The organism is Paenibacillus farraposensis, from assembly GCF_020736845.1.
Taxonomy (GTDB): Bacteria; Bacillota; Bacilli; order Paenibacillales; family Paenibacillaceae; genus Paenibacillus; species Paenibacillus farraposensis.
Genome location: NZ_JAFFQR010000005.1, coordinates 1 through 23343, shown reverse-complemented (window position 1 = coordinate 23343; position 23343 = coordinate 1). Strand labels below are relative to the sequence as shown.

General features: G+C 43.9%; 36 protein-coding genes and 1 pseudogene. 31 read left to right on the top strand and 6 right to left on the bottom strand.

Annotated elements, in window-relative coordinates:
• The first annotated feature begins 35 nt into the window (after positions 1-35).
• From rplX to rpsI, 22 genes are all read left to right on the top strand, one after another.
• Complete coding sequence (rplX, locus tag JO375_RS00510; RefSeq protein ID WP_007432572.1) at positions 36-389, top strand: 50S ribosomal protein L24; 354 nt, start codon at positions 36-38, stop codon at positions 387-389.
• 31 nt (positions 390-420) lie between these two features.
• On the top strand, positions 421-966 hold the full coding sequence (rplE, locus tag JO375_RS00505; RefSeq protein ID WP_007432571.1) for a 50S ribosomal protein L5: 546 nt from the start codon (positions 421-423) through the stop codon (positions 964-966).
• A gap of 76 nt (positions 967-1042) precedes the next feature.
• A complete protein-coding gene (locus JO375_RS00500; protein WP_010348808.1) occupies positions 1043-1228 on the top strand; it encodes a type Z 30S ribosomal protein S14 in 186 nt (61 codons plus the stop codon).
• Between the two features lie 32 nt (positions 1229-1260).
• Positions 1261-1659: a 30S ribosomal protein S8 gene (rpsH, locus tag JO375_RS00495; protein WP_229522635.1), complete on the top strand. Its 399-nt coding sequence runs from the start codon at positions 1261-1263 to the stop codon at positions 1657-1659.
• Positions 1660-1692: 33 nt separating this feature from the next.
• Entirely contained in the window at positions 1693-2235 is a 543-nt protein-coding gene (rplF, locus tag JO375_RS00490) for a 50S ribosomal protein L6 (protein ID WP_229522634.1), read from the top strand.
• Between the two features lie 114 nt (positions 2236-2349).
• Positions 2350-2718: a 50S ribosomal protein L18 gene (gene rplR / locus JO375_RS00485; protein ID WP_229522633.1), complete on the top strand. Its 369-nt coding sequence runs from the start codon at positions 2350-2352 to the stop codon at positions 2716-2718.
• Between the two features lie 27 nt (positions 2719-2745).
• The gene (rpsE, locus tag JO375_RS00480; RefSeq protein ID WP_007432567.1) at positions 2746-3243 is read left to right on the top strand and encodes a 30S ribosomal protein S5; all 498 of its coding nucleotides are present in this window, start codon (positions 2746-2748) and stop codon (positions 3241-3243) included.
• Positions 3244-3255: 12 nt separating this feature from the next.
• Positions 3256-3441: a 50S ribosomal protein L30 gene (gene rpmD, locus JO375_RS00475; protein ID WP_229522632.1), complete on the top strand. Its 186-nt coding sequence runs from the start codon at positions 3256-3258 to the stop codon at positions 3439-3441.
• Positions 3442-3484: 43 nt separating this feature from the next.
• Positions 3485-3925, top strand: a complete 441-nt coding sequence (gene rplO / locus JO375_RS00470) for a 50S ribosomal protein L15 (protein ID WP_229522631.1) — start codon at positions 3485-3487, stop codon at positions 3923-3925.
• Entirely contained in the window at positions 3925-5223 is a 1299-nt protein-coding gene (secY, locus tag JO375_RS00465; protein ID WP_229522630.1) for a preprotein translocase subunit SecY, read from the top strand. The genes rplO and secY overlap by 1 nt, the downstream gene beginning before the upstream one ends.
• A gap of 90 nt (positions 5224-5313) precedes the next feature.
• On the top strand, positions 5314-5958 hold the full coding sequence (locus tag JO375_RS00460; protein WP_229522629.1) for an adenylate kinase: 645 nt from the start codon (positions 5314-5316) through the stop codon (positions 5956-5958).
• Positions 5959-5963: 5 nt separating this feature from the next.
• A complete protein-coding gene (locus tag JO375_RS00455) occupies positions 5964-6497 on the top strand; it encodes a M24 family metallopeptidase (RefSeq protein ID WP_229522628.1) in 534 nt (177 codons plus the stop codon).
• 9 nt (positions 6498-6506) lie between these two features.
• Positions 6507-6815, top strand: a complete 309-nt coding sequence (locus JO375_RS00450) for a KOW domain-containing RNA-binding protein (protein ID WP_229522675.1) — start codon at positions 6507-6509, stop codon at positions 6813-6815.
• Between the two features lie 2 nt (positions 6816-6817).
• Positions 6818-7033, top strand: coding sequence for a translation initiation factor IF-1 (gene infA, locus JO375_RS00445; RefSeq protein ID WP_006212898.1), 216 nt, complete (start codon positions 6818-6820; stop codon positions 7031-7033).
• Between the two features lie 118 nt (positions 7034-7151).
• Positions 7152-7265, top strand: a complete 114-nt coding sequence (gene rpmJ / locus JO375_RS00440; RefSeq protein ID WP_003333770.1) for a 50S ribosomal protein L36 — start codon at positions 7152-7154, stop codon at positions 7263-7265.
• Positions 7266-7286: 21 nt separating this feature from the next.
• Complete coding sequence (rpsM, locus tag JO375_RS00435) at positions 7287-7655, top strand: 30S ribosomal protein S13 (RefSeq protein WP_007432560.1); 369 nt, start codon at positions 7287-7289, stop codon at positions 7653-7655.
• 19 nt (positions 7656-7674) lie between these two features.
• Positions 7675-8070: a 30S ribosomal protein S11 gene (gene rpsK / locus JO375_RS00430; RefSeq protein WP_007432559.1), complete on the top strand. Its 396-nt coding sequence runs from the start codon at positions 7675-7677 to the stop codon at positions 8068-8070.
• A 135-nt stretch (positions 8071-8205) separates the two neighbouring features.
• Complete coding sequence (locus JO375_RS00425) at positions 8206-9150, top strand: DNA-directed RNA polymerase subunit alpha (protein ID WP_007432558.1); 945 nt, start codon at positions 8206-8208, stop codon at positions 9148-9150.
• 33 nt (positions 9151-9183) lie between these two features.
• The gene (gene rplQ, locus JO375_RS00420; RefSeq protein ID WP_007432557.1) at positions 9184-9549 is read left to right on the top strand and encodes a 50S ribosomal protein L17; all 366 of its coding nucleotides are present in this window, start codon (positions 9184-9186) and stop codon (positions 9547-9549) included.
• Positions 9550-9698: 149 nt separating this feature from the next.
• Complete coding sequence (gene truA / locus JO375_RS00415) at positions 9699-10484, top strand: tRNA pseudouridine(38-40) synthase TruA (RefSeq protein WP_229522627.1); 786 nt, start codon at positions 9699-9701, stop codon at positions 10482-10484.
• A 184-nt stretch (positions 10485-10668) separates the two neighbouring features.
• A complete protein-coding gene (rplM, locus tag JO375_RS00410; protein WP_229522626.1) occupies positions 10669-11106 on the top strand; it encodes a 50S ribosomal protein L13 in 438 nt (145 codons plus the stop codon).
• Between the two features lie 19 nt (positions 11107-11125).
• Entirely contained in the window at positions 11126-11518 is a 393-nt protein-coding gene (gene rpsI / locus JO375_RS00405) for a 30S ribosomal protein S9 (protein ID WP_229522625.1), read from the top strand.
• Positions 11519-11571: 53 nt separating this feature from the next.
• Here rpsI and JO375_RS00400 read toward each other — a convergent pair whose 3' ends face one another.
• From JO375_RS00400 to JO375_RS00395, 3 genes are read right to left on the bottom strand one after another with little or no spacing between them, the layout of a single operon-like run.
• Entirely contained in the window at positions 11572-12096 is a 525-nt protein-coding gene (locus JO375_RS00400; protein ID WP_267497640.1) for a site-specific integrase, read from the bottom strand.
• Positions 12069-12236, bottom strand: coding sequence for a tyrosine-type recombinase/integrase (locus JO375_RS24900; RefSeq protein WP_377532060.1), 168 nt, complete (start codon positions 12234-12236; stop codon positions 12069-12071). The genes JO375_RS00400 and JO375_RS24900 overlap by 28 nt, the downstream gene beginning before the upstream one ends.
• Positions 12237-12248: 12 nt before the next feature.
• Entirely contained in the window at positions 12249-12386 is a 138-nt protein-coding gene (locus JO375_RS00395; protein ID WP_229522624.1) for a hypothetical protein, read from the bottom strand.
• Between the two features lie 425 nt (positions 12387-12811).
• Here JO375_RS00395 and JO375_RS00390 point away from each other — a divergent pair.
• Positions 12812-13500, top strand: a pseudogene (locus JO375_RS00390) (M15 family metallopeptidase); the annotation flags it as partial.
• A 174-nt stretch (positions 13501-13674) separates the two neighbouring features.
• Here JO375_RS00390 and JO375_RS00385 read toward each other — a convergent pair.
• Positions 13675-14337, bottom strand: coding sequence for a nitroreductase family protein (locus JO375_RS00385; RefSeq protein WP_229522623.1), 663 nt, complete (start codon positions 14335-14337; stop codon positions 13675-13677).
• A 189-nt stretch (positions 14338-14526) separates the two neighbouring features.
• Here JO375_RS00385 and JO375_RS00380 point away from each other — a divergent pair, with 189 nt between their 5' ends.
• The 6 genes from JO375_RS00380 to JO375_RS00350 all read left to right on the top strand — a co-directional run bounded on the left by JO375_RS00380 (position 14527) and on the right by JO375_RS00350 (position 20205).
• Positions 14527-15117, top strand: coding sequence for a TetR/AcrR family transcriptional regulator (locus JO375_RS00380; protein ID WP_229522622.1), 591 nt, complete (start codon positions 14527-14529; stop codon positions 15115-15117).
• A gap of 86 nt (positions 15118-15203) precedes the next feature.
• Positions 15204-15437: a hypothetical protein gene (locus JO375_RS00375; RefSeq protein WP_229522621.1), complete on the top strand. Its 234-nt coding sequence runs from the start codon at positions 15204-15206 to the stop codon at positions 15435-15437.
• Between the two features lie 841 nt (positions 15438-16278).
• Entirely contained in the window at positions 16279-16971 is a 693-nt protein-coding gene (locus tag JO375_RS00370; RefSeq protein ID WP_229522620.1) for a phosphoadenylyl-sulfate reductase, read from the top strand.
• A gap of 52 nt (positions 16972-17023) precedes the next feature.
• Positions 17024-18193, top strand: coding sequence for a sulfate adenylyltransferase (gene sat / locus JO375_RS00365; protein WP_229522619.1), 1170 nt, complete (start codon positions 17024-17026; stop codon positions 18191-18193).
• 68 nt (positions 18194-18261) lie between these two features.
• Complete coding sequence (gene cwlD, locus JO375_RS00360) at positions 18262-19038, top strand: N-acetylmuramoyl-L-alanine amidase CwlD (protein ID WP_229522618.1); 777 nt, start codon at positions 18262-18264, stop codon at positions 19036-19038.
• 60 nt (positions 19039-19098) lie between these two features.
• Positions 19099-20205 carry an Mrp/NBP35 family ATP-binding protein gene (locus JO375_RS00350; RefSeq protein WP_322098674.1) on the top strand — a complete coding sequence of 369 codons (1107 nt, stop codon included), beginning with the start codon at positions 19099-19101 and terminating at the stop codon, positions 20203-20205.
• 33 nt (positions 20206-20238) lie between these two features.
• Here the strand turns inward: JO375_RS00350 and gerD are convergent, their stop codons facing one another.
• Positions 20239-21012 carry a spore germination lipoprotein GerD gene (gene gerD, locus JO375_RS00345; protein ID WP_229522617.1) on the bottom strand — a complete coding sequence of 258 codons (774 nt, stop codon included), beginning with the start codon at positions 21010-21012 and terminating at the stop codon, positions 20239-20241.
• 107 nt (positions 21013-21119) lie between these two features.
• Complete coding sequence (gene pdaB, locus JO375_RS00340) at positions 21120-21899, bottom strand: polysaccharide deacetylase family sporulation protein PdaB (RefSeq protein ID WP_229522616.1); 780 nt, start codon at positions 21897-21899, stop codon at positions 21120-21122.
• Between the two features lie 100 nt (positions 21900-21999).
• Here pdaB and JO375_RS00335 point away from each other — a divergent pair, with 100 nt between their 5' ends.
• Entirely contained in the window at positions 22000-22614 is a 615-nt protein-coding gene (locus JO375_RS00335) for a stage II sporulation protein M (RefSeq protein ID WP_229522615.1), read from the top strand.
• Between the two features lie 192 nt (positions 22615-22806).
• Entirely contained in the window at positions 22807-23037 is a 231-nt protein-coding gene (locus JO375_RS00330; protein WP_229522614.1) for a hypothetical protein, read from the top strand.
• Positions 23038-23343: the final 306 nt, after the last annotated feature.

Below are 23343 nucleotides of genomic sequence, written 5' to 3'. Positions count from 1 at the left end.
TTCACCTTAAAATGTGCCCGTAGGAGGTGTACGAAATGCCAAAAGTGAAAAAAGTTCTGGAATCCCACAACAACAAGCTTCACGTCAAAAAAGACGATACTGTTCTGGTGATTACCGGTAAAGATAAAGGTAAAAAAGGTCGCGTTATCGCTGCTTACCCTCGTCAAAACCGTGTGCTTGTGGAAGGTGTTAACATGATTAAAAAACACCAAAAGCCTAATCAGCTGAACCCACAAGGCGGCATCATCGAGAAAGAAGCTCCGATTCACGTTTCTAACGTTATGCACATTGATCCAAAGAGCGGAAAAGTAACTCGTATTGGTTACAAAGTATTGGACAATGGGAAAAAAGTTCGTATTGCAAAACGTTCCGGTGAAGTGATCGACTAATTATTTTTTTGAGAAAGGAGGATTATGATTCATGGCAACAACAAGAATGAAAGAACGTTTCTTGAAAGAGATTACTCCTGCTTTGATGCAGAAGTTCAACTATACAACAGTGATGCAAGTGCCTAAAATCGAGAAAGTTGTAATCAATATGGGTGTTGGCGACGCAGTTCAAAACTCCAAAGTACTTGATTCAGCTCTCAATGACATGCAGCTGATCGCTGGTCAAAAGCCAGTTATTACACGCGCAAAAAAATCTATTGCAGGTTTTAAATTGCGTGAAAACATGCCGATCGGTGTTAAGGTAACACTTCGTGGCGAGCGTATGTACTATTTCCTGGACAAATTGTTCAACATCACGCTTCCTCGCGTACGTGACTTCCATGGTGTATCAACAAAAGCTTTCGACGGACGTGGCAACTACACGCTTGGTCTGAAAGAACAGTTGATCTTCCCGGAAATCGAGTATGATCAAGTTGATAAAGTTCGTGGTATGGACATCGTTATCGTAACGACTGCTAAGACTGACGAAGAGTCCCGTGAACTCTTGACTCAGCTGGGTATGCCTTTCGCAAAGTAATGTTGGCATAATGTTTAGGGTGTCTGATCTGAAAGGACCCCTGTTCTCCGAAACTATTTAGGAGGTGTCAGGCTAAGTGGCAAAAACTTCAATGAAAGTCAAACAACAACGCGCACCAAAGTTTAAAGTTCGTGCTTACACTCGTTGTGAGCGTTGTGGTCGTCCACATTCGGTGCTGCAAAAGTTTAAAATTTGCAGAATTTGCTTCCGTGAATTAGCTTATAAAGGCCAGATTCCTGGCGTGAAAAAAGCAAGCTGGTAAAAAGTCCTGTTTGGGAAGGAGGTTTATACACAATGACTATGTCTGATCCAATTGCAGATATGCTTACTCGTATTCGTAACGCGAACACAGTTCGTCACGAAACGGTAGAAATGCCTGCATCTACAATGAAAAAACAAATCGCTGACATCCTGAAACGTGAAGGTTTCATTCGTGATGCGGAATTTGTTGAAGATAGCAAACAAGGGATCATCCGTATTTTCTTGAAATACGGTGCGAACAACGAGCGTGTTATTACAGGCTTGAAGAGAATCAGTAAACCAGGTCTTCGCGTTTACACAAAGAGCAATGAGATCCCACGCGTTCTGGGTGGACTCGGAGTTGCAATCATTTCAACATCCAAAGGCGTTATGACTGATAAAGAAGCACGTCAGTCCAAAGCCGGCGGAGAAGTAGTTTGCTACGTTTGGTAAGATAACGTTTAAAAGATAGGAGGTGCAACAGATATGTCCCGTATTGGTCGTAAACCAATCGCAGTACCAAGTGGTGTTGACGTTACTTTGAACAACACAGTTATCACAGTTAAAGGTCCTAAAGGAACATTGACTCGTGAGCTTCATAAAGACATGTCCGTTACTGTGGAGAACAATGAAATTAATGTATCCCGTCCTTCGGACAACAAGCTTCATCGCTCTTTGCATGGAACAACCCGCAGCGTTGTTAGCAACATGGTAAGTGGTGTAACTGAAGGCTTTTCTAAATCTCTGGAGCTGGTTGGGGTCGGATATCGTGCAAGCAAATCCGGAGATAAAATCGTTCTGAACGTTGGATACTCTCATCCGGTTGAAATCACGCCGGAAGCAGGCATCGAATTCGAAGTTCCTTCGAACACTAAGATCATCGTTCGCGGAATTGATAAAGAGCGTGTAGGTGCTTACGCTGCTAAAATTCGTTCCGTTCGTGAACCTGAGCCGTATAAAGGTAAAGGTATTAAATACGAAGGCGAGCGCATCATCCGTAAAGAAGGTAAAGCCGGTAAGAAGAAATAAGTTTCTTACCGACTTTGTGCGGTCTTTCATACAGAAAGACTTCGTACTTCTTTTTTACCCAGTGCGTCTTAGTATAAAGGTATAAAGGCAAACTGAAGGGAGTGAAAACTTGAGATGATTACAAAACAAGATAAAAATAAAGCACGTGTCAGAAGACATCTGCGTGTACGTAAAAAAATCGAAGGTACGGCTGTACGTCCTCGTTTGAACGTATTCCGTTCTTCCAAACATATCTATGCACAACTGATTGATGATGTAGCTGGTGTAACTTTGGTATCTGCATCCACTATGGATAAAGAACTGAAAAGTGAAATCAAAAACGGTGGTAGCGTAGAAGCAGCTCGTAAGGTTGGCGAACTTGTTGCTAAACGTGCAAAAGAAAAAGGTCATGCTAACGTAGTATTTGACCGTGGTGGATATTTGTATCATGGACGAATTCAGGCTTTGGCTGATGCAGCTCGCGAAACAGGACTTGAATTCTAAGACATTTCTCAAAAGGAGGTTAACGACTTGCGTGTAGATCCGAATACTTTGGAACTGACTGAAAGAGTTGTAAATATTAATCGTGTAGCTAAAGTTGTCAAAGGCGGACGCCGTTTCAGCTTCAGTGCTCTGGTAGTAGTGGGCGACGGCAACGGCTGGGTAGGCGCTGGAATCGGTAAAGCTGGCGAAGTACCTGATGCGATTCGCAAAGGTATCGAAGATGCTAAGAAAAACCTGATCCATGTTCCACTCGTAGGCACAACAATTCCTCACCTTGTTACAGGTAAGTTCGGTGCTGGCCGGGTTCTGTTGAAACCGGCATCGGAAGGTACTGGGGTTATCGCTGGTGGTCCAGTTCGTGCCGTTCTGGAGCTTGCTGGTGTAGGTGATATTTTGACAAAATCTCTGGGTTCTTCGAATTCCATGAACATGGTCAATGCGACTTTGGAAGGTTTGTCCCGTCTGAAACGCGCTGAAGAAGTTGCTAAATTGCGCGGCAAATCTATCGAAGAGCTGCTGGGCTAAGGAGGGAATATCATGGCGAAATTAGAAATTACCCTCGTTCGTTCGTTGATCGGCCGTCCTGATACTCAGAGAACGACTGTTAAAACGCTCGGCTTGCGTAAAATTAACCATAAAGTAATTCAACCCGACAATGCAGCGATTCGCGGGATGATTAATCAAGTTAGCCACCTGGTTTCTGTTAAAGAAATCGAAGCTTAAGAAATAAAGCATTTCAACAATAATCAAGGAGGTGCAACGAACGATGAAGTTACATGAGCTTTCCCCAGCTCCAGGTTCCCGCAAAGAACGTAAACGTTTGGGTCGTGGTCCTAGTAGCGGTACGGGTAAAACTTCCGGTCGTGGTCATAAAGGTCAAAACGCTCGTTCCGGCGGTGGTGTACGTCCGGGCTTCGAGGGTGGTCAAAACCCACTCTATCGTCGCTTGCCTAAACGCGGTTTCGTAAACCCTACTCGTAAAGAGTATGCGGTTTTGAATATCGAAGATTTAAACAACTTTGCAGCGGGTACAGAAGTAAGTCCTGAGTTTTTGCTGAACAATGGCATTGTGAAAAACGCGAAATCGGGTATTAAAATTCTGGGTAATGGAGAACTCAATGTGAAATTGACAGTTAAAGCAAACAAGTTCTCTCAATCTGCGGTAGAGAAAATTGAAGCTGCCGGCGGTAAAACCGAGGTGATCTAATGTTCAGGACTCTGAAGAATATATGGCGTGTTGAGGATCTTAGAAGTCGAATCCTGTTCACCCTGTTTATACTATTTGTATATCGTATTGGCTCTTTTGTGCCGGTTCCCGGCGTTAACAAGCAAGTCTTTACATCTCAGGATCAGGCAGGAAACGAATTGTTTGGACTCCTTAATACCTTCTCAGGGGGCGCTTTGTATCAGTTTTCGATCTTCGCCCTCGGGATTATGCCATATATTACAGCGTCTATCATTGTACAGTTGCTGTCAATGGACGTGATTCCGAAATTTGCGGAATGGGCTAAACAAGGAGAGCATGGTAAAAAGAAGTTAGCTCAAATTACACGGTATGGTACGGTAGTACTGGGCCTGATTCAAGCATTCGGAACGTCGATCGGCTTTAACCGACTGTATGGTGCAGCGATGATTCCAGGAGCGACTTTTGCTGATTATTTGGTGATTGCAATCGTGCTTACAGCAGGAACTACGTTCCTCATGTGGCTGGGTGAGCAAATTACCGAAAAGGGAATCGGCAATGGTATCTCTATAGTAATCTTTGCAGGGATTGCTGCAGGTATTCCAAGGCATATTCGGACGATTGTGGAATCCCAGTTTATTCAGGCAGATCAGCTGTTTATGAATATTCTGAAGGCAATTATTATTGCCTTGGTCGTTCTTCTGATTATTACTGGTGTTATCTATATCCAGCAAGGTATTCGGAAGATACCGGTGCAATATGCGAAGCGTGTAGTTGGGAACAAAATGTACGGTGGCCAGAATACGCATATTCCGATGAAAATTAATGCGGCAGGCGTTATTCCGGTAATCTTTGCGGTGTCATTGCTGCAATTCCCGACAATTATTGCGAGTTTCTGGGCGGATCATGCATGGGCGAAGTGGGTTACCACTTACTTGTATTATGACAAACCGCTAGGCATGGTTTTGTATGTCGTGATGATTATCGGTTTCACATTCTTCTATACCTTTGTACAGATGAATCCGCAGCAAATGGCCGACAATATGAAGAAAAACGGTGGCTATATTCCGGGAATTCGTCCGGGTAAAGCAACGGAAAAATACTTGACACGAGTAATGTCACGTTTGACGATGACAGGGGCTTTGTTCCTTGCAATCATCTCCGTATTGCCGGTATTCTTCGGTTCGCTTTCGGGCTTGCCTCGTTCCGTGCAAATTGGCGGTACTTCACTGCTCATCATTATCGGTGTTGCATTGGATACAATGAAGCAAATCGAAAGCCAACTGATCAAACGCCATTACAAAGGCTTCATCAACAAATAGGCAATAGGTACCGGCTTAGGATGTTCGCATGCTTACCGGCACCTTTTGTGCTGTTTCTTGTGTAGGGGTCGTCTAGAGGAGTGACAGGTTGTGAATATTTTGATTATGGGCCCTCCAGGGGCTGGTAAAGGTACACAAGCAGATGTCATTGTGAAGGAATTCGACATTCCTCATATCTCGACAGGTGACGCTTTTCGCCTAGCGATGAAACAGGGAACACCTATTGGCATTAAAGCCAAAGAATATATTGATAAAGGCGAACTTGTTCCAGATGATGTAACGATCGGGATCGTTGAAGAACGGCTGCAGCAACCGGATTGCAAGAAAGGATTCTTGCTGGACGGTTTTCCAAGAACTCTAGTTCAGGCTGAAGCCTTGGATCAAATTTTGGGCCGTTTGAACACGAAGCTGGACAATGTCATCAATCTGAAAGTGGATCGTGACAAATTGTTGGTACGAATCACAGGACGGCGAGTTTGCAAAAGTTGTGGGTCTAGCTATCATGTTGTCTTTAACCCTCCTAAGGTTGAAGGCATTTGCGATAAAGACGGCGGGGAACTCTATCAGCGCCCTGACGATAACGAAGATAGCGTAAGAACGCGACTAGACGAATATAGTAATAAAACAGCACCACTCCTCACGTTTTATGAGAACCAGAATCTTCTGCGTCATATTGACGGAGAACAGGATATTGATGTGGTTTCCCAAAATATCGTGTCCTTGTTGCGGGGTTAGCTGTAATGATCATTTGCAAGTCGGGAACGGAATTAAGCTTTATGAGGGAAGCTGAGAGGATGGAGACGATTCATTCCTTGGCAGAACACATCGAGCCCGGTATGACGACCGGTGAACTTGATCATTTAGCTGATCGGTATGTTCGCAGTCAGGGAGCTGTGCCGTCTTTTAAAGGTTATAACGGTTTTCCTGCTAGCATTTGCGCTTCAGTCAACGAACAACTGGTGCACGGATTTCCCGGCAAACGCAAGTTAAACGAAGGCGATAGCATAATAATAACTCGCCAGTTTACAATGTCGCATGCCATTCGGCAATATATTGAGAATCCAAACCGAGGTATTCCCGAGCAAGGGCCGAGGCTGAAAACCGGCATTGTGCTGGCTATTGAATCGATGATTCCAATAGGTTCTCGTCATGTAGGGACGCTGGAAGACAACTGGACGGTCGGTTCGGTGAACGTAGTCTCTCATGTTCATCACGAGCATGTGAAGATGATCGCAACGGACGGCATGGATATTTTCACGAAACTGAGTGCGTAGGTGATTGGGATGGTTCAGCAAGGAAACCTGCAAATCGGTCAGCTGGTGAAAATTCTGAAAGGCAGAGGTGCCGGACAGATTGCGGTTGTCGTTTCAATAGCGGACAGCAGGTTTGTGTATATTGCGGATGGGGATAAACGAAAGTTTGATCAAGCGAAGAAGAAAAATGTTCTTCATTTGATGCCTCAGTCAAAGATTAGCAGCGAGATTGTAAACAGTTTAAACGAAAGCGGTCGGGTGACGAATGGAAAGCTGCGGCACGCAGTGAAAACTTTCCTGGACTCGTCCGAATACCAAGCTGAAGAGAAAGGAGACTGACTTTGGCCAAGGAAGATGTCATTGAGGTTGAAGGTACGGTAATCGAGCCACTGCCGAACGCTACGTTCAAGGTAGAGCTGGAGAACGGTCACCAAATTCTTGCTCATGTTTCCGGTAAACTGCGGATGCACTTTATCCGTATTTTGACAGGCGACAAGGTGGTTGTACAGTTATCGCCTTACGATTTAACGAAAGGCCGTATAACGTACCGCAAGTAATTCATGTAGGTTTTTATCAGACGTACGTCATTTAAAAAAACTTGTTTTGCTCGGCAAAACGATGTGAATGTTCACGAAGCGAGTTTTACCAGGGTAAAGCTTGGAGGAGGGAATCAACATGAAGGTAAGACCTTCTGTAAAACCCATTTGCGAAAAATGCAAAGTCATTCGCCGCAAAGGGAATGTAATGGTTATTTGCGAAAATCCGAAACACAAACAAAAACAAGGTTAATAGAAGGGGGTGTAGCGTAAAATGGCTCGTATAGCTGGTGTGGATTTGCCACGTGACAAACGCGTTGAGATCGCCTTGACTTACATTTTCGGAATCGGTAAGACGACTTCTCAGAAAATTTTGAAGGAAACAGGCATCAGTGCAAACACGCGTGTTCGTGATTTGACTGAAGATGAAGTGAGCAAATTACGTGAAACGATCGACAAAGAGGTTAAAGTAGAAGGCGATCTGCGTCGTGAAATTTCCTTGAATATTAAACGTCTGACTGAGATTGGCTGCTATCGTGGTGTTCGTCACCGTCGTGGATTGCCTGTTCGCGGACAACGTACTAAAACCAATGCCCGTACTCGTAAAGGTCCTCGTCGGACTGTAGCGAACAAGAAGAAATAAGAAGGGAGGATAACATTCAATGGCTAAACCGAAAAAAGTTGTACGTACAAAACGCCGTGACCGTAAAAATATCGAGAGTGGCGTGGCACACATCCGTTCCACGTTCAACAACACGATCGTTACGATCACAGATCCACACGGTAACGCAATCTCTTGGGCCAGCTCAGGCGGTATGGGATTCCGCGGTTCCCGTAAATCTACTCCATTTGCAGCGCAAATGGCTGCAGAAACTGCTGCTAAAGCTGCAATGGAACACGGCATGAAAACTGTCGAAGTTATGGTTAAAGGACCAGGTGCAGGCCGCGAAGCAGCAATCCGCTCTTTGCAAGCTGCTGGTCTGGAAGTTAACCTGATTAAAGACGTAACTCCGGTACCTCATAACGGATGCCGTCCTCCAAAACGTCGTCGCGTCTAATGAGATTTCTCCTCTGCGTGTAGTATAGATCCGGCACAAATTGCCAAGAATGGATGTTTAGGTATACTGCATGATTAACTATGGATATGGTGAATGTTTCATATAGGAGCGACGTTTTGAAGGAGGGATATTGCAGTGATAGAGATCGAAAAGCCGAAAATTGAGACGGTCGACGTCAATGATGATGGCACCTATGGAAAATTCGTGGTAGAACCGCTGGAACGTGGGTACGGTACGACGCTGGGGAACTCGCTTCGTCGTATTCTGTTGTCCTCGTTACCTGGGGCAGCAGTCACATCGGTTCAGATCGATGGAGTTCTCCACGAGTTTGCAACGGTTCCCGGTGTGAAGGAAGACGTAACGGAGATCATTCTGAACTTGAAAGCTTTATCGCTTAAAATCCACTCGGATGAAGAGAAAGTACTCGAAATCGATGCGGAAGGCGAAGGGGTTGTAACGGCAGGAGATATTCGTGCGGATAGTGATGTAGAAATTCTTAATCCGGATCTTCACATTGCTACTCTCGGACCGGGTTCGAGACTCCACATGCGCATTTTTGCCAATCGTGGTCGTGGTTACGTTAAGCAGGATCGGAATAAACGTGATGACCAGCCGATCGGCGTCATTCCCGTCGACTCCATCTATACTCCGATTGCACGTGTGAACTATGGAGTAGAAAATACGCGTGTCGGCCAGGTTACGAATTATGACAAACTGACACTTGAGGTTTGGACTGACGGAAGTATTCGGCCTGAGGAAGCAGTGAGCCTTGGAGCCAAAATTTTGACCGAGCATGTAATGCTGTTCGTGGGTCTCACGGACGAAGCAAAAGATGCGGAAATTATGGTCGAAAAAGAAGAAGACAAGAAAGAAAAAGTTCTTGAAATGACGATCGAAGAGCTGGATCTCTCCGTCCGTTCCTATAACTGCCTTAAGCGCGCTGGTATCAATACGGTACAAGAACTCACGACTAAATCTGAAGAAGATATGATGAAGGTCCGCAACTTGGGACGCAAATCTTTGGAAGAAGTACAAGAGAAGCTTGAGGAACTTGGTTTAGGACTTCGTACGGAAGAATAGACAGCAACGTTTTTGTGAAGGAGGGGAAATTACATGGCATACCAAAAATTGGGCCGTAACTCTAGTGCCCGTAAAGCTTTGTTTCGTGATTTGGTAACCGATCTGTTCTTGTACGAGCGTATCCAAACTACTGAGGCTAAAGCGAAAGAAGTTCGTTCTATTGCAGAAAAACTGATCACCAAAGCGAAAAAGGGGGATCTGCACGCACGCCGTCAAGTGGCTGCGTTCGTTCGCCGTGAAACTGTGGATGGTGAGCAGGATGCAATCCAAAAACTGTTTAGCGAATTGGCTACACGTTACAATGAGCGTCCAGGTGGATACACTCGTATCCTGAAGCTGGGACCTCGTCGTGGCGACGCTGCTCCAATGGTATATCTGGAATTGGTTGACCGCGCGTAGACAGGCGAAGATGAGGGAAGGGTGGACAGAATCAGCTTGATTCTGAACAACCCTTTTTTTCTCTTGGAGAAGTCCGGAGGGCTTCTCCTTTGCTATGTTCGGTTTATTCTCATAGACCCAGAGATTACCCTGTAAAGGTGTGAAGAAATGTGCGGAACTTGTGCATGAAAGTGAACTACGACGGAACCGAGTATGATGGTTTTCAGACTCAGCCCAGCGGCAATACAATTCAGGATTATCTGGAGAGTGCTATTTATTCATTGACGGGGGAACGTCTTAAAATCACAGGTTCAGGTCGCACAGACGCTGGCGTACATGCATATGGGCAAGTATTTAATTTTCATACCGAGTCGCCTATTCCCATTGAACGTTGGTGCCTTGCCCTAAATGCGTGGTTGCCCCGTGATATTATTGTTACGGATGCAAGAGAGGTTCCGTTGTCTTTTCACGCGCGTCGTATGGCAAAGCGTAAGACATATCGGTACAGCATTAATGCTAACCGGTTCCCGGATATCTTTCACCGTCGTACACAGGCGCACCACCCAACCAAATTAGATGTACAAGCAATGGAACAGGGACTGGCACATTTAGTAGGGACCTTTGACTATACTTCGTTTGCATCCCGACATTCTCAAAAGACGAATCATGTTCGCACCATTTACGAAGCCTATATAACGGTAGATTATTCCTTTTCTCGTCCAGGCTCGGATGATCAGGGAATTATTCATACTTATATTACAGGTAACGGATTTTTGCAGCATATGGTACGGATCATTATGGGGACTCTGCTGGAAGTGGGAGAAGGCAAGAAATCAGCGGATGATATTCCATTTATTTTGGAGGCGAAAAATCGTTCAAAGGCCGGGCCAACAGCGGTAGGACACGCTTTAACGCTTTGGGGTGTGGAGTATGAGGAAATCAATGAAAAACATTGATTTTTTCCTTGCGAATTTGCTGGTTATCCTGTAATATAAAAGTTGTGTTTTCTTAATGGCTTTCCCACAGCCCCAATTAAGATGATCACATTAAAAGCAACATCTAATCCATCAAAAATGTAGCAAGTTAACGAACGAAGATAAATGACGATTTCTGTTAATGAACTTAGGGAGGAAACTTTTCATGCGTACTACGTACATGGCTAAGCCAAATGAAGTTGAGCGCAAATGGCACATCATCGATGCCGAAGGTAAAACGCTCGGTCGTCTGGCAAGCGAAGCGGCTGCTTTGATTCGCGGCAAACATAAGCCACAATTTACACCACATGTGGACACAGGTGATTTCGTTATTGTAATCAATGCGGAGAAAATCGCTCTGACTGGTAAAAAAATGGAGAACAAGAAATACTACCGTCACTCCATGCATCCAGGTGGTTTGAAAGTAACGGTTGCACAAGATATGGTTAAGAACAAACCAGAACGTATGTTGGAATTAGCTGTTCATGGTATGCTTCCTAAAACTCGTCAAGGTGAGAAAATGAAGCTGAGACTGAAAGCTTACAGAGGCACTGAGCATCCACATGCAGCACAAAAACCTGAAGTTTACGAACTTCGCGGATAATTAAAAGGAGGACAGTTTCATGGCACAAGTACAATACTATGGGACAGGTCGTCGTAAACATTCGGTAGCTCGTGTTCGTCTCGTACCGGGTGAAGGACGCATTGTCATCAACAAGCGTGACATTAATGATTATTTTGGTTTGGAAACACTCAAACTGATTGTTAAACAACCATTGAACCTGACAGAAACAATGGGTAGCTATGACGTACTCGTTATCGCTCATGGCGGTGGTATCTCTGGTCAAGCAGGCGCAATTCGCCACGGTATTTCCCGTGCTCTGTTGAAAGCAGATCCGGATTTCCGTCCAGCTTTGAAAAAAGCGGGCTTCCTGACTCGTGACCCACGTATGAAGGAACGTAAAAAATACGGTCTCAAAGCTGCTCGTCGCGCACCACAATTCTCGAAACGTTAATATCCCTTGTATATCAAGGAATTTCAGCCCTTGGCCTTCATTGGTCAGGGGCTTTAATTTTGAGACAAAATGTGCTGTGACCATATTTTGACCATTTTTATATTATTCTTGATCATTCGTGACCACATCTGAACCAGCGATTGGAGGATCAAATTCCGTGAATTTTTCAAACAGATCAGCATTTTTTTCTTTAACTGCTTTGTTACATACGTATAAATGTTCATAGTTATTTTAATATCTGAATGTCCAAGACATTCCTGTACTTCTTTAATGCTGGCCCCAGCTTCAAACAAAAGGGATGCATGAGTATGTCTTAAGCCATGTACGGTTATTTTGGGTAATTTGTTAGAGCGAATGATTTCATTCAGTTTGTCATTTGGGTAGGCCAAGCGAATTGGTGTTCCATCCTCACGTGTAAAAATCATTCTGTCATCGTTATAACCTATTGGCTGTACAACACCTCTGCTTTGCTCTGTACGCTGTTTTTTGAGTAGGGAAAGGGTTGTGTTGTCTAAACTAAGAACGCGTCTGGAAGCAGGCGTTTTGGAGGTTAGAGGAGTGTAAGCTTTTTTGTCGATTGTTTTTTTCTAAAGTCAATATCGCTCCAGCGTAAAGCTAGGAGTTCTCCTTTTCTCGCTCCGGTATAAATTAATAAATGGAACATTAAGTAATCCCGGTTACTACAGGCTTGCTTTATTATTGTAAGAAAATTTTTTATTTCGTCTTTCTCCTAGTAGTTCCTCTCTTCCTGTTTCTCCGCAAGTTGCTCTTCTTCTCTTTTTGGTATAGTTACATCTTTCATTGGGTTGGTTTTTCTCAGTTTCATTTCAACTGCATATTCAACGACTTGATTGGCGTACATTCTCATGTTTTCGATCATCCAAAGGAATTGGATTTCTCTTTTTTGAGATAGCGTAATTTCATCTACATGAAATATTAGCTGAGAAGAGTTTTCATAAGTAAATGACTGATCATAATAGGCATAAATTATTGTTTCGCTAATGTGTGGTTCTTTTTTTGAACCCCTTTCGCAGCAGTAGTTTGCTGTTCAATACTTGTCCGTATTTGCCCTTCATAATTTCGACGCATAATTTGTTTTAATCTTTTTTTCTAGCTAGGTAAATGGGGACCTCAAATATTTCCGACAGATATACAAGTACATCGTTGAATAATGTCGGTAGCTTAAGCCTAGACAACATAAAAAAAGGCATTGAAGCATAGAGCACGAATTGATCCGCATCGGCTTCTTGTAGTTCAACGAACTCTTTAGGCATAACTGTTTGATTACCTGCGTTTGCTTTAGGTATACCTATCGTAATGACACATGGATTGTGGACTATAGCGGAGCAAAATTATCTTTACGCACAAGGTCGGAATAAACCGGGACAAAGGGTCACAAACGCCAAGGAGGGGACAGCTACCACAATTTTGGTGTGGCTGTAGATTTTGCTCTTTGGCTGCCGGACGGAAAATTCGTAAGCTGGGATACTAAACGTGATGGTAATGCAGACCATAGGTCTGACTGGATGCAAGTTGTGGCTATCGCTAAGGATTTGGGTTTCGAGTGGGGCGGAGACTGGCGCAGTTTTAAAGATATGCCTCACCTGCAGATGGTCTTTGGAATCACGACGGCTCAATTTCGGGCAGGCAAGCGCCCAACTCAGGCCCAGCTTGATGCAGCTTTAATGAAGATTAATAAAACGGAGGATGAGGAAATGACAGCAGAAGAAAAGGCAGCGTTTAAGGAGTTGCAAGTAATCGTACAAAAGCAGGATGACCGTATCAAAACGTTGGAGACAGCAGCCAAGCAGCCTAAAGTACCAGAGTGGGCAGAACAAGCCTGTATTAACGCAAAAGCTAAGGGTGTCCTGGATACGGCTAATGACGGTAGCTACGACTTTTACCGCATGGTCACCTTACTTGATCGGGTGGGTATATTCAATACGAAGGGAGACAAATGTTCGGAGAAAATAAACTATTAGACTCGACTGCCTGATATTACAGGCTTTAAGGCAAGAAGTATCGTCAGCCTTTTTCAATTAAGTATTAGACTGGCCCTAAAATGAAACAGCGACGCACTAGGACTTCAAAAATAAAGTCTTAGACTGCCGCTGATTTATTATGCTATCGTTCACGTAGCCTACCGTTGCATTTTCTTATGCCTTATGCATTTCGTTGAAGAAAGCTACATCGTCGATTGGTAGCCTTACCGTCGGATGACCGGGCTTTACCGCCTTGCCGATGGCGATCAGCATAATCGGAACATACCGCTCTGATATGCCGAAAGCTTTCACGAACTTTTGTTTGTCATAACCGCCCATCGGTACCGTATCGTAGCCTTTGGCACGGGCAACGAGCATGAGTTGCATCGAAACTAGCCCGCAGTCGGTATATACAATTTGATGGACGATCTCGGGCGGCATGCTCGCATACATGTCGGTATAGCGTTCGACAAACGATTTTGCCGTATCTGGAGGCATATAACCCGCATCGACAGCCAGGCTGTAAATCTTCTCGGCCATCCGAATGTTCTCAAGGTCTCCAAGAACGGCGATGATAGCAGAAGCTTCAACCACTTGTTGTTGATTGAATGCGATCGGAAGCAGTTTTTGCTTCAGATCCGGAGAATCGATAACAAGAAAACGCCACGGCTGCAGGTTGGCGCCCGAGGGAGCCAGCGTGGACTGCCGCAATATTTCGTTCAATTCCTCCCGCGAAATTTTGACTTCGGGATCATAGCTGCGAACCGACCGGCGTTCTCGAATAACATCGAAAAAAATTTGTTGCCCAGGTAGTTGTGGTAATTGCGAAACGGACATAGTTCTCTCCTCCTCTTGGAACGTAGGTTTTTCAATGCAACAGCAATTATCGAACATAAGACACTTAGACAACATTTGTTGTATTTGTAGGTTATAATAACTGTAGAGCGGTCACAACCATCAATATAATTAAATCGTTGTTTAGACAACACCATTTCGATAATGTTGTTTCATGTGGAGGCCTTTTCTATGACAATTCATAAAAATAAATATGATCCGCGTGTGAAACGTACTCGTCAACTCTTGCAAGATGCTTTCATTTCTTTGGTTAAAGAAAAAGACTTTGAAACGATAACTACTAGAGATATCACAGAGAAGGCTACTGTAAACAGATCGACTTTTTATGCACACTTTACAGATAAATTTGCGATCCTTGAATCTATGATCAATGAATCTTTTATGGCGATCATAACTCCCCGAATAAGCGGTCATGTGGTATTAAACGAAGAAACTATTGAAAATATTTTTCTGGCTATATGCGATTTTCACAAAGATCTCAGCGCCTCGTGCAAACGAAGCTATTCATCGCTTGGACTTGAGTTCGAAATTCGAATAAAGGAAAAAATTCAAACGATAATTCTCTCCTTTATAAACAAAGACAAGATGCTTTCAAGTCCAAACGCGAAATTATTAATAAATACAGCTTCGATCATGTTAAGTTGGGGGATGTATGGGGCAGCTTATGCTTGGAACAAAGAGGGGCGTGTATTAACTGCAGAATCATTCGTTAAACAGACCATGCCCTTAGTCATGAACGGAGCCAAAGAACTGCTGGGCTAGGTCTGTGTCTATTACATTATCTGCAGCCCGTTCGTTTAATGCCGCTGCCAGTCTAATACTTTATTTTGCGAAGACAACAAATATTCGTGATCGAACAAGACATTACCACAATTACACTGTCTGTCGTAAGTCTGGCTACTATCGAAGGGCTGACTCTTGGCACTGTATTATACCGCAAGCTTAAACCCGTATACGAGGCACGTTTTTCTGTGGAACAGCGTAACCTTATCGGGCAACTGGCCCAGGACGCCTATGCATGGGTAGAGCGTAATTATGCTGGAGCTGGCGCAGAAAGTTTCACCAGGCCGTTAAATATTTAGCGGTTAAGGCAGGTCAGTTATGTATTGTTATAAAGTAGGAGGAAGATAAGTTTTAACTGAAAAAAATGATTATGTTCTCTACAAAGGGATGCAAACACACAAGACTTGGCAGCCGAGTTATTCAGATTTAACTATAACGATGAGAGTTACAAATGATAAGGAAGTTACACGGGGGGATATAATATAGTTCTCTTTGATGATTCTGTTATTAATGTTTCATATAGTCAATCCAAATTGGTTCCATAGAAAAATATAAAAGAAACTCCTGCCGTCTTCAAGGTCAGCAGAGGTTTCTTTTTTTGACCGTATTTTTACCATATTTGAACCAGAATAGGCCCTAAATAATCGGAAACAAAATTTTTCTTTCCTATCTATACTGCGGAAAACTGAACGCATCCTAACGTTATATTTTCGAACGTAAAAATACGGTCTCAAAGCTGCTCGTCGTGCACCACAATTCTCGAAACGTTAATCGTTTCATCAAAGACTCTTTGGAAAAACGCTTAGAATCCCTTTACTTTAGGCGTTTAAATAGAAGCTGAACTTTAGCCTGAGAGAGGCTTGAAGCGTAAGTAATGTTCGGCCTGCTTTTCCAAATGTATTTTATAAAAATATTTTATATAAGCTCACGGAATTTGACTGGATGCAAAGGATCTGGGGTTAGAATACTGGCAGAACAGCGTTTCTGCTCACTTCGGACTGAATAATGTTTATATCAGGGTATATTGCTCTGGATTGACAATGAGTATGAAAGTTTTATACTTTACTTATTCTTATTAGTTTAGTCGGTATTTAGAACATGGTACTTATTTATGAATCTTCAGATGGAGGCGAATTAGGCATGAACTTATTGGAGAAAGAAGCATTGATTAAAGTCAAAGCGGTTGAGCTGGAAGAGGCAACTCCCGAGGAAGTTATCCGGTATGCTGTTCAAACATTCCCTAATCTCACCTTTGCTTGCAGCTTTGGTGCGGAAGATATAGTACTTGTAGATATGCTACAAAAAATTAGTCCCTCTACCGACATTTTTTACTTGGACACTGATTTTCATTTTCAAGAAACGTATGATACACGAGATCGGCTCAAGCATAGATACAATTTGGAGTTTGTACGGGTGTCTCCTCTAATGACTCCCGAAGAGCAAGCAGCTGAGCATGGAGAGGAGCTGTGGAAATCAGATCCCAACGCATGCTGCGGAATACGCAAGGTTGAGCCGCTGACACGTATTTTGTCCCAATACGATGCCTGGATTACCGGCATTCGCCGCGACCAGGCACCTACCCGTGCCAATGCAAAAAAGGTGGAGTATGACCAGAAATTTGGACTTGTTAAATTCAATCCACTGGCGAGCTGGCAGTCGGAAGATGTATGGAATTATATCCATACTCATCAAGTGTTGTATAATCCGTTGCATGATCGCAATTTTCCAAGCATCGGATGCGAGCAATGCACACGTCAAGTCTTACCAGGTGAAGACCCACGTGCAGGCCGCTGGTCAGGCAATGAGAAAACCGAATGCGGGCTCCATCAATAAATTTGCATACCTTAGCTTTGAATTGTACTAATAATTAGAAAGGAAGTGCATTATGACTGCAATTCTTCCGCATGGCGGAACGCTAGTTAATAGAATCATAACAGGCCCGGAGCAAAAAACACTTTTGCAGGCTGCGCATGAATTGTTTCCGATCCGAGTAAACTCGTGGACTATTTCGGACCTGGACTTGATTGGAGTAGGGGCATTTTCCCCCTTAACCGGGTTTATGAATGAGACTGACTATCGGTCAGTGGTTACGGAAATGCGTCTTGCCGATGGCACAGTCTGGAGTATTCCCATCACGCTTGCAGTTACAGAGAGCATAGCCAGTGAGCTACACGTAGGCCAGCAAGTTGCCTTAGTAGGTGAAACAGGTGCAACCATCTATGCCGTGCTTGATATTGAGAGTATTTATCAGGCTGATCAGGCCGAGGAAGCCAGACGTGTATTCAAAACGGATGATCCGGCTCATCCTGGTGTGAAAAAACTTCTAGATCGCCCAGCTACTTATGTGGGTGGCTCCGTACAAGTACTGAATCGACCAGAACCTGCGCAGTTTAGCGATTTTTATTACACACCAGCTCAAACGCGCCAACATTTTGCCGAAAAGGGCTGGAAAACAGTAGTCGGTTTCCAAACACGTAATCCGGTACACCGTGCGCATGAGTACATCCAAAAAAGCGCCATGGAGATAGTTGATGGGCTATTTCTAAATCCGCTCGTTGGTGAAACCAAATCAGATGATGTTCCGGCAGATGTACGTATGAGCAGCTATCTGGTGCTGCTGGACCATTATTACCCGGCTGATCGGGCTTTTCTGGGGGTGTTTCCTGCTGCTATGCGGTATGCGGGTCCAAGAGAGGCTATTTTCCATGCGATTGTGCGTAAAAACTATGGCTGCACCCATTTTATTGTTGGAAGAGATCACGCTGGTGTAGGAGACTATTATGGCACCTACGAAGCGCAGGAGATTTTCGGAGATTTCACTCCTGAGGAGCTGGGCATTACTCCATTATTTTTTGAGCATAGCTTTTATTGCACCCGTTGTGGAAATATGGCTTCAAGCAAAACCTGCCCTCATCCAAAGGAGCATCATTTGGCGCTTTCAGGCACCAAGGTACGGGGATTGCTACGCTCTGGTGTTTGTCCGCCGCCTGAGTTTACACGACCTGAAGTTGCTCAAGTGCTGATAGAGGGCATGAAAGAATTTGTTCCTTCCTAAATTGTACTATTTGTCCGCCTCGTCCCATATAGATCATTAGTATCTGTATAGGACGGAGGTGTTTTGTTGTGCAAAAAAATAATCGTAAACATGAGGTTACACTGTGGATTCGCTATCGAACGCTGCAAAAAATGCTATTGGGCTGTTGTCTCGCCGTTCTGTTTATTGTGCTGGTTATATATGAGATACCTGCTTCGAGAGCCTGGACCCACTGGAGTCTTCCGCTTGCAGGTAAAGTAATTGCTATAGATGCAGGACATGGAGGGCCTGATGGAGGGGCAGTTAGCAAGGCGGGGATCATTGAAAAAGATATTAACCTGGCGATTGCTCTATATTTGCGGGATTACCTGCAACAAGCAGGAGCTGTTGTCGTTATGACACGTGAGGATGACCGCGATTTGGCTCAACCGGAAACCAAAGGCTATTCAAGAAGAAAAACAGAGGATTTAAAACAGCGTGTGCGCATGATTGAGGAGCATAAAGCGGACCTTTTTTTGAGCATTCACATGAACAGTATCCCATCCAGCCGTTGGAGTGGAGCGCAAACCTTTTATGTTCCCAACCATAAGGATAATGAGAATCTGGCCTCCCTTATTCAGGAGGAGATTAAGCGCAATATGGAAAACACGGACAGAGTGGCCAAGACGGTGGATACAGTGTATTTGTTGAAGGCACTCAAAATGCCATCTGCTCTAGTAGAAGTCGGATTTTTATCTCATCCTGAGGAGGCTAGACGGCTGAGTGATGAAACCTATCAGCGACAGGTAGCGGCATCCATCTACAAGGGGATTTTACGTTATAGCGCTGGAGAAAAGGGGGTATCGTCAGCATCTAAAGTCAGATAGTGGTATACTATAATTGTTTACAACTACGTAAATTCATTGGAGCAGAGGTGCTGATTATTCATGCAATCCAGAGAGCAAGTTATAGAGCTACTTCAACAGGTGCGAGAGCCTCATACAGGCCGTAGCCTGGTTGATCTTCATTTTATTCGGGATATTGTTGTAAAAGAGGAACACGTATCCTTGACTGTGGTTAGTCTGGATACCGGGGAAAAGGAACGGACAGAGTTGGAGAGGGAAATCCGACAGAGGTTGGAGGAGGCAGGGGTGAGTCACGTTCATATTCGTATTCGTGAAGCCTCTGAGTATGAAAGATCCGCTATTCAAACAGAGGGCGCGCCCGAAGCAACAACTGATCCCGTTTTAACCAAAGGACATGCTGCAGGTATGGAAGAACATGAACTGCTTAATCCGGCATCTGGCGTTCGTTTTATTGCCATTGCGAGTGGAAAAGGTGGTGTAGGGAAGTCAACGGTAGCTGTAAATTTAGCGGCTGCTTTAGCCAGGCAGGGTAAACGTGTCGGTTTGATTGATGCCGATATCTATGGCTTTAGTGTGCCGGATATGATTGGGACGGAGGATGTTCCTGTTGTAGAAGAAGGAATTATTCAGCCGGTGGAGAGGTTTGGTGTCAAGCTCATGTCTATGGGCTTCTTTGTCAGAGAGAACAGTCCTGTTATCTGGAGAGGTCCTATGCTGGGAAGAATGCTCAGACAGTTCTTTAGTGATGTCCAATGGGGGAAACTGGACTATATGATCCTCGATTTACCGCCGGGTACCGGGGATGTAGCGCTTGACGTACATCAAATGATTCCGCAGAGCGAAGAAATCATCGTCACTACTCCTCATGCGACGGCCGCCTTTGTGGCAGCGCGTGCGGGCGCGATGGCGCTCCAAACGGATCATAAAATCATTGGCGTTGTGGAGAATATGTCCTATTATGTATCCTTTACTGGTGAAAAGGATTATGTTTTCGGCCGTGGAGGAGGGGCTATGCTAGCTGATACTCTCCATACCAAGCTACTGGCGCAGATCCCGTTGGGAATTCCGGATAATCATCCTTCAGAAGCTGATTTTTCGCCTTCTGTATATAAACCTGAATCGGCAACGGGAGCTATTTATAACGATATCGCCGCTCAAATTACGGCATTGCACGCCGAATCTGAATAAGAAAAAAGGCTGGTTGCGCAACCAGCCTTTTTATTATTGACCTCCTCCTTGTTCGCCTTGACCCCCGCCGCCACCCCCGCCGCCGCCTTGCTTTTGGCCGCTTGTGCCTCCAGGACTTTTTTTCTCAACCTTAGGCTGAAGCTCCTCTTGTACGACAGTTTTGAGTAAATTCATCACCTCAAGCCGGAAAATCGGACTTTGCATAGCATCATGCATGACAGTCATAGCTTGTTTGCGATACTCAGGGGTTTTAGTCAGGTCCATGTACATCTTGGTCAGCTCTGGCGACTTAAGCATGGACTCAATGGACTTCTGATAAGATGGATCCTTTATAAGCTGCATATGAAGCTGTTTGTTTTGGCTATTGATCGCTTTGGCAAATTCTCCGGCAAAACGCGGGTCGGTCATAATTTTTTCGATTTCTTTTTTATACTCAGGTGAAACGAGCGTATCCTTGACTGCAATTTTCATCTGCTCAGCCGATTGTGCAGGCATAAGCATTTTCATTCCCATGCCACCTGAAGCACCGCCGGATCCACCTCCGGAACTGCCACCAGATCCAGCACCAGACTCGCCTTCTTCACCGGATTGGCCCGATTGTCCTTCCTTGGATGAACTGCTTTGCCCGGTCAGAGCCTCTTCTATGGCTTTTTTTCCATCATCGCTTTTCAGGATATCGACTACCATCGTTTTCGTCTCTTTATAACTGTTCTGGGGAGGTGAAGAACTCTGATCCGAGCCACAGCCGCCCAGTGCAACGCCCAGTACGCATATCAGGCTGACATATCGCAAACGAGTCCAATTCATGGCCGTATTCCTCCTTCATGAATGAATGTGGATAGTATGCGAACGAATGAGGAGAAATATGTCGGTTGGGTTTTGGTTTTTTGCTGAGAACGATGTAAAATAACTCCTTAAAGGCCTGTAGCCTGATCACGAACCTCTTTGCCTTTTAATGTACCTTGTTGAAGCAATTCAGATACCGTTACGAATTCATAGCCTTGTGCACGCAGCTTGTCAATAATAACTGGCAATGCTTCATGAGTTTGCTTGCAGGAATCACTGGCATGAAGAAGAACGATGTCACCGGGATGCGCTTTATTTACAACACGGTCAATAATAACCTGAGTGCCGGGATTTTTCCAATCCAAGGAATCGGTATCCCATTGAATGGTTTTGTAGCCTAAAGTGCTGGCCACTTGAAGAACTCTTTTGTCAAAGTCCCCATTAGGCATACGAATCAACTTTGGTGCTTGCCCGGTCAGTTCGGTTAGTGTAGTGTGAGCAGTTGATATTTGTTTGCGAATCTCTTCATCGCTTAAACTGCTGTAATTTTCGTGTTTATGGCCATGACTTCCGATCTCAAATCCGCTGTCTTTAATTTGATTTACAAGATCTGGATGTGTTTTACTCCATGGGGAAGAAAGAAAAAAAGTGGCCTTGGTCACTTTTTTATCTTCAAGAACCTTTAATATAGGAGCAGTACGCTTATCCCCCCAACTGATGTCAAAGGTGAGAGCAATTAGCTTTTTGGCAGTGGGTACACTATAAACCGCAGATGGTGTTTCCTCGGAAAAAACGGTAATATTATCAGTTTCAACATAGATGACCCCGATAGCAAAGACGGCAGCAGCTATGACGATAAAGAACCGCTTGATTTTTTTTCCGTTTAGAACATAGAAAAAAGAATTCATAGTTTTATGATGCCCCTTTCTTCCTATGAAGTGCTTGTTTACTTAAAGCTATGCAGGGGGTTGTCAATTATGCCATCAGACTTACAGGAGGGATTAATGAATGGGATTAAAAGCATTTTTTCGCGATATATATACGACCAGACGGTTCATTTTGGCTTCTGCGCTTCTCTTTTGTATTAGTATTGCAGTAGGCTGGCTAAGCACAGGCGCTATTCAGTCCATGTTGGCCCAACAAATAAAGGGGTTGGGAACTGTAGCTCAACGTTTGCAGCAATCTGATCATCCTCAATGGAGTTTTTTTGTGTTTATCTTTTTTAATAATGCCATCAAGTGTGTACTCGTGATATTTGCAGGAGCATTATTAGGAATCGTGCCGTTTATTTTTTTAATTGTAAATGGGATGGTTTTAGGATTTGTAGTGCATCTACAGGAAGATATGGGAAGAAGCATGTACGAGATTGTCGTAAAAGGACTACTTCCTCATGGTGTAATTGAATTGCCAGTTTTGATTGTCGCTTGCGCCTTTGGTATGAAGTTTGGGATGAAAACAATGTCTGCGATTGGCTCAGCTATAGGATTGAAACGAAAAAGAAGTGGTCAAACGTGGGAGGTCTTTATAAAACAGACGTTGACTGTGTCTATATGGTCTGTCATCTTGCTGCTTGTCGCATCTGCAATTGAGAGCGGCATAACTTATCGGTTATTGTCACATTAAAAATTGCGGCCATTTATTTATATATTTACTGAAAATTGAACATAACAAAGGGGAGAGCTTAAAGAAAAAACTTACAACAAATCATAAGAAGTTTGAAACCCTAGCAATCGAGTTTAAAAACAGGTACAGATTGGAACAATAGTTGAGCAAATATAAGTTCGATCTAATATGTTGATAAGGGAGTATGGTCATATGCTGGGAATGCTGTTTAACGAAAAAGAATGCAAGGAACTGGACTACGTTCTTCGTAAGGAGCTCGATGAAATGCTGCTTGATATGAGTGATACTCGGTTAGACCAGGATATTCGTTATGCAATTGCGCTTCGATATAAAACAGTCTTTCGCATGTATGCCCGCTTTGCGCCTGCTAAGGAGCTGTCCAAATATGCCCCCAGAGGGCGTGTTCCTCAGAGCAAACAATAAAGAATGACTTATAGGAAAATTAGTGTTATTTCCGCAGTAGCCTCTGATAAAAAAAGTATTGACTCGATTATGTATTCATGGTAAATTAGTTTTCGTCCCTTTTTGAAGGATTTGCTCAAAAAAAAGATTTTAAAAAAACTCTTGCAAAATTCAAAAAGAGATGATATATTATAAAAGTCGCCGCTGAGATGAAGTGGTGAAACAAAGTGAAGATCATAAAAGACTTCATAGATTGTTTGATCTTTGAAAACTGAACAACGAGTGAGTACGGATTTTGTTCGCAAAATCCATTATGAGATTTATAAT